Source organism: Kitasatospora purpeofusca, assembly GCF_042691725.1.
GTDB lineage: Bacteria > Actinomycetota > Actinomycetes > Streptomycetales > Streptomycetaceae > Kitasatospora > Kitasatospora purpeofusca_B.
Genome location: NZ_CP170483.1, coordinates 693,058 through 702,247, shown reverse-complemented (window position 1 = coordinate 702,247; position 9,190 = coordinate 693,058). Strand labels below are relative to the sequence as shown.

The window sequence follows — 9,190 nt, the reverse complement described above, 5'->3', positions numbered from 1 at the left end:
GTGAACGGCAGCGCCCAGGACCAGCAGACCGCCCAGGCCCCCACCTTCCAGGAACTCCAGGAGCGGGCACGGGCCGCCGCGGCCGGGCCCAGAGGCGCCCACGGCGCGGACGCCGCGATCGTCTGCGACCGGCTGGTGCGCATCTTCAGCGCCCAGGGCGTCGAGGTGCAGGCCCTCCAGGGCCTCGAACTGACCATCCGGCAGGGCGACCTGGTCGCCCTGGTCGGCGCCTCCGGCAGCGGCAAGTCCACCCTGCTGACCATCCTCGCCGGACTGGACGTGCCGACCGCCGGCACCGCCACCGTCGCCGGCTGCGACCTGCTGGAGATGGCCCCCCGCGAGCGGCTGCGCTACCGCCGCGAGGTGGTCGGCTTCATCTGGCAGCAGACCGCCCGCAACCTGCTGCCCTTCCTCACCGCCGCCGAGAACGTCGCCCTGCCGATGCAACTGCGCGGCGGCCGCCGGACGCACGGCGGCGCGCGCCGGCAGGCCGCCCGGGTCGCCGAGCTGCTGGAGGCCCTGGAGATCGGCGAACTCGCCCGCCGGCGGCCCAGCGAGATGTCCGGCGGCCAGCAGCAGCGCGTCGCCATCGCCGTCGCCATGGCCAACAACCCGCCGGTGCTGCTCGCCGACGAGCCCACCGGCGAGCTGGACTCGGAGACCGGGGCGAGCATCTTCGAGGCCTTCCGCACCGTCAACCGCGACCTCGGCGCCACCGTCGTCATCGTCACCCACGACCCGATGGTGGCCGGCGAGGTCCGCCGCACCGTCGCCATCCGCGACGGCCGCACCAGCAGCGAGGTGCTGCGCCGCACCCTCACCGACGAGCACGGCGAGGAGTCGGTGAACGAGACCGAGTACGTGATGCTGGACCGCACCGGCCGTGTCCAGCTCCCGGCCAAGTTCCTGGAGGCCCTCGGCATGGAGCACCGCGTCGCCGTCGAACTCGCCCCCGACCACATCGCGGTGCGCCCCGACGACCTCGAAGGGCACTGACGGGACCGGCGCCGCGGTGCTGGGATACTGGACCGGAACGTTCCGCGGTGGCGACAGGTGGTGAGGGGCGGCCCATGAGCAGCCGGGTGAGGGTGCTGAGGAAGCAGAACCGGCTCAGCCTGGAGGCGTTGGCCGCGCGGGTCGGCGTCACCAAGAGCTACCTCTCCAAGGTGGAGCGCGGCCTGAGCGACCCGTCGATCTCCACCGCGCTCAAGCTCGCGCACGCGCTGAACGTGGACGTCGGGCGGCTCTTCTCGGACGAGGTCGAGCCCGAGCTGGTCACCGTGGTGCGGGCCGGCGAGCGGACCCCGATGGCCGGGGGCGCCGGCCCCGGCAGCTCGCGCTACGAGGGCATCGCCACGGGGCTGCCGGGCAAGCAGATGGTGCCGTTCATGATGCACCCGCCGCTGCGGCCCGCCGACGCGCCGTTCAAGTCCCACGCGGGCGAGGAGTTCCTCTTCGTGCACGAGGGCACCGCCGAACTGGAGTTCCCGGAGCGGACCGTCGCCCTCGCCCCGGGCGACAGCGTCTACTTCAACGCCGCCCTGCCGCACCGCTGCCGCTCCACCGGCGAGGCGCCGGCCGCGATCCTCGTGGTGATCCACGACGACCCGGCCGGTCCCGGCGACCGCGTCCCGACCCTGCCCTGACCCTCCCGCGGGGCAGCGTCCTCAGCGCCTGCTCCCGCACCCCGCAGCCGAGGACCGGAGCGGCCTCCGGAGCGCCGGGCACGGATGCCCACCGGCGACCGGAATTCCCCGGTCGGCACCCGCCGTCAGCGGCGGTGGCGGCGGGCCCGCAGGTACTCGCGGGCGAGCAGGCGCAGGGCGGCGGGCTTGGCGGGGCTCGCGGAGCGGTGCAGCAGCGCGCCGAGATCGGCGCGCGCGGCGGCGCTGGTGAGCGCCTCCACCTCGACGACGCAGCGGACCATCGGCCGGTGCGCCGGCGGCACCAGGCCGACGACGGCGCGGCCCTCGGCCAGGGTGCGGTCCGCGGTGTCGAGCAGGTCGCCGAGCAGGGCCCGCACGGCCGGCCGGTCGCGGGCCTGCTCCAAGTCGGCCCGGGTGACGCCGTGCCGCTCCAGCGTCCGCGCGGGGATCGTGAGGCGACCGTCCGCAAGGTCCTCAGCGAGGTCGTTGACGAAGTCGAGCCGCTGGCTGCCGTCGATGAAGGTCCGGCAGGCGGCCCGGAAGGCGCGCTGGTCGCCGGGCGGGCCGAGCAGCGCGGCGACGACCATGAAGCCCGGCAGCGAGTAGCCGTCGACGTAGCGCTGGTAGTCCTCCTCGGTGGCGAATCCGGCGAAGTCGAGGTCGGCGTCGGCCGCCGCCAGGTACTCCAGGACCCGGTCGCGCAGTACGGGGTGGGCGGCCGTGCTGTTCAGCAGGGGGCGCAGCCCGGGGTCGTCGGTGCGGCCGGCGTCGAGGCCATCGGTGACCTGCCGCCGCCACCGGGCCGCGGCCTCCCGGCGGCCGGCGAGCGGGCCGCTGTCGAGCAGGGTGTCCGTGCGGTGCATGAACGCGGCCGCGGCGATCACGTGCGGGACCGTCCGCTCCGGCAGCAGCAGCCCGGCGGCCGCCGCGACCTCGCGGCGGTAGCGGGTCACCTGCTCGCGCTGCCGTCCGTACTCCGCCCGCAACCCGGGCTCCCGGACCCCTGCCGCGTCCAGCGCCCGCTCCCACCTGCCCATCCGGCCCACCGTATCTCTCGTTCCGCCGCTGTTCGAAAGGCCCGAGCTTAGACAGCCGACCGCCCGGCCACCCAATCGGTGGCCGGGCGGTGAGGGTGGGATCAGGCCGTGGCGGCGAGCAGTTCGGCGAGGCGGGCGGTGCCGGGCTCGTCGAGGGGGAGGAGGGGGCGGCGCGGGGTGCCAGCGTCGAGGCCGAGCAGGGCCAGGCCGGCCTTGACGGTGGTGGGCAGGCCGCCGCGGAGGATGAACTCCAGGACGGGCAGTTGCCGGTAGAAGACCTCGCGGGCGGCGTCCAGGTCCCCGTCCCGCACGGCGCGGTGGAGCGCGAGGACGGGGCCGGGGATGAGGCAGGGCGCGGCGGTGCACCAGCCGGCCGCCCCGGCGGCGAAGGCCTCCAGGGCGAGCGGGTTGCTGCCGTTGTAGAACGGCAGCTCGCCGTCGGTGAGCTGGGCGAGCCGGTGCATCCGCTGCACGTCGCCGCTGCTCTCCTTGACCATGGTGATGTTCTCGACCTGCCCGACCAGCGAGACCATCAGCTCGGGGGAGAGGTCGATGCCGCTGGTGGCCGGGTTGTTGTAGATCATCACCGGGACGGAGACGGCGTCGGCGACCGCGGTGAAGTGCCGGACGACCTCGCGCTCGTCGAGCTTCCAGTAGGACTGCGGCAGCACCATCACCGCGTCCGCGCCCGCCTGTTCGGCGAACCGGGCGCGCCGTACGGCGTTGCGGGTGGTCAGGTCGGCGACGCCGACCACGGCGGGCACCCGCCGGGCGACGGCGGCGAGCGCGGCCTCGGCGGTGGTGTACCACTCCTGGTCGTCCAGGTAGGCGCTCTCGCCGGTGGAGCCGAGCGGGGCGATGGCATGGCAGCCGGCGTCGATCAGCCGGTCGACGAGCGTGGTGAGGGCGGCGGTGTCGACGCCGCCCGCCTCGCCGGGGGCGAACGGGGTCACCGGGTAGGCGATGATCCCCTCCAGGACGAGTCCGGCCATCTCAGGCGTCTCCCTCGGTGCGGGTGTCGGCGGTGGTGAGCGCGTCGCCGTGGCCGGCCCGCAGGGCGCGGCGGGCGTAGTGGGCGAAGTTGGCCTGGCTGCGCTTGGGGGTGGAGGTCCAGTCGTGGGCCTCGCGGGCGAGTGCCTCGGGTATCTCCTGGATCCGGCCGGCCGCGGAGGCGAGCAGCTGGAGCCGGGCGGCCCGCTCGAAGAGCACGGCGAGGGTGCAGGACTCCTCGACGCCGCCGGTGGCCACCAGCATCCCGTGGTGGGCGAGGAGCAGGGCACGCTTGGCGCCGAGCGCGGCGGAGATCAGCTCGCCCTCCTCGTTGCCGACCGGGATGCCGGGCCAGCTGTCCAGGAAGGCGCAGTCGTCGTACAGCGGGGTGAGGTCCATGTGCGAGACGACCAGGGGTGTCTCCAGCATCGACAGCGCCGAGATGTGCAGCGGGTGGGTGTGGATGATGCAGTTCACGTCGGGGCGGGCCCGGTAGACCCAGCTGTGGAAGCGGTTGGCGGGGTTCGCCATGCCCTCGCCCTCCAGGACCTCCAGGTCCTCGTCGACCAGCAGCAGGTTGTCCTCGGTGATCTCGTCGAAGCCGAGTCCGAGCCGCTGGGTGTAGTAGGTGCCGGGGCGTTCGGCGCGGGCGGTGATCTGTCCGGCCAGGCCGGAGTCGTGGCCGGCGTCGAACAGGATCCGGCAGGTGAGGGCGAGCTGCTGGCGGATGGTCCAGCCGTTGTCGGGGATGGCGGTGCGCATCCTGCGGTGCGCGAGGTCGACCAGGTCCGCCTTGGCGGTGGTCATGCTGTCGGCCATGCCGGGGTTCTCCTTCGTCCGGGTGGGTGGCGTGCCGCGGCGGCTCCGGGACCGGGCGGCACACCGGTGTCCGGCGGCCGGGCGGACCGGCCGAAGAACACGTTGTTCACCATAGGACACCTTGTGTCCTGCTGTCGACGGCGAACGCTCGGCCGGACCCTCGGCCGGGCCCTTAGGCGGGTCGGCGAAGGAGATGATGAAACGTCAGCTGCCGCCGCCGGTACGGCGGATCAGCCCGGAGCGCTCGGCGTCCGAGCGCAGATCGCCGCCGGGGGCGTCGGCGTCGTCGTGGTCGCCGCGGGCCGCGGCCGTGCAGAGGGCGAAGACGAGCAGGGCGCTCGCCGCCGCGGCGAGGATGCCCAGAGCGGTCAGAACGCGGAGCCAGGTCACGGAAGGTGCCTCCAGGGGGACGGCGCGAGGAAGTGCCGCCGGGGATATCGGCAGACCGGCCCGCTCGGTCGAGTGTCCACGGGCGGTTCCGGCGGGCGCCCGCCGCGCGGAGGGTCGTGCGCGCGGGCGGTCGAAGCACGAACGGCGTGCGCCGACCCGGGCCGCGCGCTCCCGGTGCGCACCCGGGATCCGCCGCCGCGGCCGCCTCCGCGTCCCGTCACGTCCGGCCCTCCGCCCGCCGTGCCCGGGCATCCCGGAACCGGCGCTCCATCATGAAGCGGCGATCACCCTAGGGCGTCCGGGCCGGCCGGAGGTATCGGACGGACCCGTTCGGGTGAGGCCCGGGAGCGGAGGCCGGTCAGGACGGACACCCGGCGGCGGCCGTCGCCGGCGTCCCCGCCCGCCGTCCGGGGCCGGGCGGTACGGCCGTGACCGCGCGCACGGGGGAACCGCGCGAGGGCCCGGCGGCGTGGATTGTTATCGTTCCGGGTCGGACCCGGACGGGATGAGAGAGCAGCATGGACAGGTCGGCCATCGTGGACGGGTCGGGGGCGGTCCCGCCGGGGGCGGGTCGGACGGCGGGGGCGGGTCGGACGGCGGGGGCGGGAATGGAGCCGCGGGGCCTCGTCGACCTGCGCGGCGAGGACGGCGCGCCGTTCGCCGTCCACTACCCGGCCGACGCGGTCGTGATGGTCTCCGGACTGCCCGGCAGCGGCAAGAGCACCCTGCTGCGCCGCTGGTCCGCCCGCGCCCCGCGCGCCGCGACCGTGGACCCGCGGGCGGTGCACGAGGCGTGCGCCGCCGTCATGCCGGAGCGCCTGCCGTACCCGGTCTACCGCCCCTGGGCCCGGCTGGAGCACCTCCGCCTGCTGCGCCGCTCGGTGCGCCGGGGCGGGCCGCTGCTGGTGCACGACTGCGGCAGCCGGGCGTGGATGCGCCGCTGGCTCGCCCGCGAGGCCGCCCGGCAGGGGCGGGACCTGCACCTCGTCCTGCTCGACGTGGGCGAGGCCGCCGCGCTGGCCGGACAGCGGGAGCGCGGCCGCTCGGCGTCGCGGCGGGTCTTCGCCCGGCACGGGCGGGGCCTCGGCCGGCTGCTCGCGGCGCTCACCGCGCACGCGCGCGGCCACGCCGCGACGCCCGTGCCGGAGGCGGTGTCGGTCCTGCTGCTGGACGGCGCCTCCCGGTCGCGGGCGGCCGAGGCGCGGTTCGGCCCCGGGCCGGCGGAGGGCTGACCGGACCGGCCGCCCCGACCGGCCGACCGGGCCGACCGGCGGACGGTCCGGCCGCGCCGCGCCCGGCGTACGGTTGACGCGGGTGCGGGTCGGCCGGGGAGACTGTGCCCGGACATGATCCTGTCGACCCGTCAGCCATGAGGAGCTTCCCGTATGTCCGGCCGCACCGCCGTCACCGACAGTCTCTGGTTCCGCCGATTCCACCCCTTCGACGCGGCGCCGGCCCGGGTCGTGATGTTCCCGCACGCGGGTGGCTCGGCCGGATTCTTCCGGGACTGGTCGGCCGGCCTCTCGCCGTACGCCGATGTGCTCGCCGTCCAGTACCCCGCCCGGCTGGACCGGATCGACGAGCCGGCCCTCGACTCGCTGCCCGAGCTCGCCGACCGCGTCTACGCGGCGCTGCGGCCGTGGGCCGACCGGCCGCTGGTCCTGTTCGGGCACAGCATGGGCGCGGCGGTCGCCTTCGAGGTGACGCGCCGCTTCGAGCGCGACGGCGTGACCGGCCCGGTGCGGCTGTGCGTCTCGGGTAGCCGGGCGCCCTCCGAGCCCCGTGACTCCGCGGTGCACCTGCTGCCCGACGAGGGCGTGCTCGCCGAGCTGGCCCGGCTCGGCGGCACCGACGAGCGGCTGCTGGCGGATCCGGAGCTGCGGGCGCTGATCCTGCCGTCGCTGCGCGGCGACTACACGGCCATCGAGACGTACCGCGCCGGGCGCGAGGAGACCGTCGCGGTACCGGTCACCGCCCTGACCGGCGACGCCGACCCGCGGGTGACGGTCGAGCAGGCCCGTGACTGGGCCGTGCACACCACCGCCGCCTTCGGGCTCCACGTCTTCCCGGGCGGCCACTTCTACCTGACCGATCAGCGCCGTGCCGTGCTGGAGGTCGTGACCTCCCACCTGCGGGCCTGAGGCCGCCGGGCCCCGGCCGGCCTCGGCGCGGTACCGAACGACATCGGTCGCAAGAAAGCAAAAGTTGACACGTTTGTGACAACAAGTCACGCGTAAAGCCTTCCCCACGTGCGCACCGTTCTGGCATGTTGCGTTCAATCCCCGTGTGATCCCCTCCAGCACGGGCCGATCGGAGGACGCACGTGTCACCCCTGATATCCCGCCTGATACCCCGGCGAGTCGGCCGTCCCACCGCCGCGCTCGCCCTCCTCGCCGCCGCGGCCCTGGCCGCTCCCGCGACCCTGGCCACCGCGGCCCCCGCCGCCCCGGCCGGCGCCGTCCCGGGGGCCGCGGCGACCGCCCCGCAGGCCGCCGCCGGCTGGGCCGCCGGGACCCGCGCCTACCTGGTGATCAGCGCCCCCGCCGACGTCGCCGCCGCCAAGGCCGCGGTCACCGCCAACGGCGGTACCGTCTTCGCGGGTTACGACGCGATCGGCGTCGTCGTCGCCCACGCGACCGCCCCCGGCTTCGCCGCCGCGCTGCGCACCGCGCCCGGCATCCAGCAGGTCGGCGCCACCCGGACCTCGGACGTCCCGGCCGACGCCTACAACCCCGCGCTGCCGGCCAACCCCGCCCAGTCGGCGACCACCCTCACCGAGACCAACCGCTGGGACATGACCCAGATCAAGGCCGACCAGGCCTGGGCCGTCTCCACCGGCTCGCCCACCGTCAAGGTCGGCGTGCTGGACACCGGCGTCGACGACCAGCACCAGGACCTCGCGCCCAACTTCGACGCCGCCGACTCGGTCTCCTGCGCGTACGGCAGGCCCGACACCCGCACCGGCGCCTGGCGCGACGTCGACACCCACGGCACCCACGTCGCCGGCACCGTCGCCGCGGCGAAGAACGGCAAGGGCGTCATCGGCGTGGCCCCCGGCGTCCGGATCGCCTCGGTCCGGATCGCCGAGCCGAGCAGCACGCTGTTCTTCGCCGAGAACACCGTGTGCGGCTTCGTCTGGGCGGGCGACCACGGCTTCAAGGTGACCAACAACAGCTACTACACCGATCCCTGGCAGTTCAACTGCCCCGACAACCTGGACCAGGCGGCCATCATCGAGGGCGTCCGCCGCGCCCAGGAGTACGCCGAGGGCAAGGGCTCGCTGCAGGTCGCCGCGGCCGGCAACTCCAGCTACGACCTCGCCAACAAGACCACCGACAGCGACAGCCCCAACGACTCGACCAAGGTCACCCGGACCATCACCAACGCCTGCCTGGACATCCCGACCGAGCTGCCGGGCGTGGTGACCGTCTCCGCGATGGCCAGTGGTGCCGCCAAGGCCTCCTACTCCAACTACGGCCGGGGCGTCATCGACGTCGCCGCGCCCGGCGGGGACGGCGCCACCGGCGTCTACTCCACCCTGCCCGGCGGCAAGTACGGCACCAAGAGCGGGACATCGATGGCCTCCCCGCACGTCACCGGCGTCGCGGCGCTGATCGCGAGCGCCAACCCCGCGTTCACGCCGGCCGACCTCCGGGCCGAACTCGCCGCCGAGGCCAACGACGTGGCCTGCCCCGCGTCCGACAGCCGCTGCACCGGCACCACCGCCGACAACGCCTTCTTCGGCGAGGGCCAGGTCGACGCGCTCAAGGCCGTCGGCGGCGGCACCACGCCGACCGGCAAGTACTTCGAGAACCGGACCGACGTGGCGATCCCCGACAACGCCACGGTGGAGAGCCCGATCGCCGTCACCGGCGTCGGCGGCAGCGCCCCCACGGCCCTCACGGTCGGCGTCGACATCAAGCACACCTACCGCGGCGACCTGGTCCTCTCCCTGGTCGCCCCGAACGGCACCGTCCACCTGCTGGAGGACTTCGCCAACGGCGACAGCGCCGACAACGTCGCCAAGACCTACACGGTGAACGCCTCCGCGAGCCCGGCCGACGGCACCTGGAAGCTGCGGGTCAAGGACGGCGCCTCCGGCGACACCGGCACGATCGACGCCTGGAACCTCACCTTCTGAACCGTCCGGCCTCTTCGACGGCTGCTCCGTCCGACGGGCAGCGCGGACGGCGCCCGGCGCGGCGCGCGCTTCACCCGGGTGCGCCCCCCGCTGTCCTGGTTCGCTACCGATGAACCAGGACAGTGGGGCGTTCCGGTGACACCGGCCCTCGCGCCCCCGGCCGCAGA

Annotated in this window: 9 protein-coding genes; 5 read left to right on the top strand and 4 right to left on the bottom strand. The window is 74.9% G+C overall.

Annotation, left to right across the window (positions count from 1 at the left end; translation table 11 throughout):
• Together ACFCLZ_RS03130 and ACFCLZ_RS03125 are read left to right on the top strand one after the other, a co-directional pair.
• Complete coding sequence (locus ACFCLZ_RS03130; protein ID WP_380283068.1) at positions 1–996, top strand: ABC transporter ATP-binding protein; 996 nt, start codon at positions 1–3, stop codon at positions 994–996.
• Positions 997–1,070: 74 nt separating this feature from the next.
• Positions 1,071–1,646 carry a helix-turn-helix domain-containing protein gene (locus tag ACFCLZ_RS03125; RefSeq protein WP_380283066.1) on the top strand — a complete coding sequence of 192 codons (576 nt, stop codon included), beginning with the start codon at positions 1,071–1,073 and terminating at the stop codon, positions 1,644–1,646.
• Between the two features lie 125 nt (positions 1,647–1,771).
• Here the strand turns inward: ACFCLZ_RS03125 and ACFCLZ_RS03120 are convergent, their stop codons facing one another.
• From ACFCLZ_RS03120 to ACFCLZ_RS03105, 4 genes are all read right to left on the bottom strand, one after another.
• Positions 1,772–2,683, bottom strand: coding sequence for a squalene/phytoene synthase family protein (locus ACFCLZ_RS03120; RefSeq protein WP_380283065.1), 912 nt, complete (start codon positions 2,681–2,683; stop codon positions 1,772–1,774).
• Between the two features lie 101 nt (positions 2,684–2,784).
• Positions 2,785–3,675 (bottom strand): dihydrodipicolinate synthase family protein, encoded by an 891-nt coding sequence (locus tag ACFCLZ_RS03115; protein ID WP_380283064.1) that lies wholly within the window; start codon positions 3,673–3,675, stop codon positions 2,785–2,787.
• A 1-nt stretch (position 3,676) separates the two neighbouring features.
• A complete protein-coding gene (locus ACFCLZ_RS03110) occupies positions 3,677–4,492 on the bottom strand; it encodes an aldolase (RefSeq protein WP_380283063.1) in 816 nt (271 codons plus the stop codon).
• A 204-nt stretch (positions 4,493–4,696) separates the two neighbouring features.
• Positions 4,697–4,882: a hypothetical protein gene (locus tag ACFCLZ_RS03105; RefSeq protein WP_380283061.1), complete on the bottom strand. Its 186-nt coding sequence runs from the start codon at positions 4,880–4,882 to the stop codon at positions 4,697–4,699.
• A gap of 608 nt (positions 4,883–5,490) precedes the next feature.
• On the opposite strand from ACFCLZ_RS03105, the gene ACFCLZ_RS03100 reads away from it, so the two are divergent.
• From ACFCLZ_RS03100 to ACFCLZ_RS03090, 3 genes are all read left to right on the top strand, one after another.
• Positions 5,491–6,114, top strand: a complete 624-nt coding sequence (locus tag ACFCLZ_RS03100; protein ID WP_380283060.1) for an AAA family ATPase — start codon at positions 5,491–5,493, stop codon at positions 6,112–6,114.
• Between the two features lie 153 nt (positions 6,115–6,267).
• Entirely contained in the window at positions 6,268–7,023 is a 756-nt protein-coding gene (locus tag ACFCLZ_RS03095; protein WP_380283059.1) for a thioesterase II family protein, read from the top strand.
• Positions 7,024–7,214: 191 nt separating this feature from the next.
• Complete coding sequence (locus ACFCLZ_RS03090) at positions 7,215–9,023, top strand: S8 family serine peptidase (protein WP_380286420.1); 1,809 nt, start codon at positions 7,215–7,217, stop codon at positions 9,021–9,023.
• The last annotated feature ends 167 nt before the right edge of the window (positions 9,024–9,190 follow it).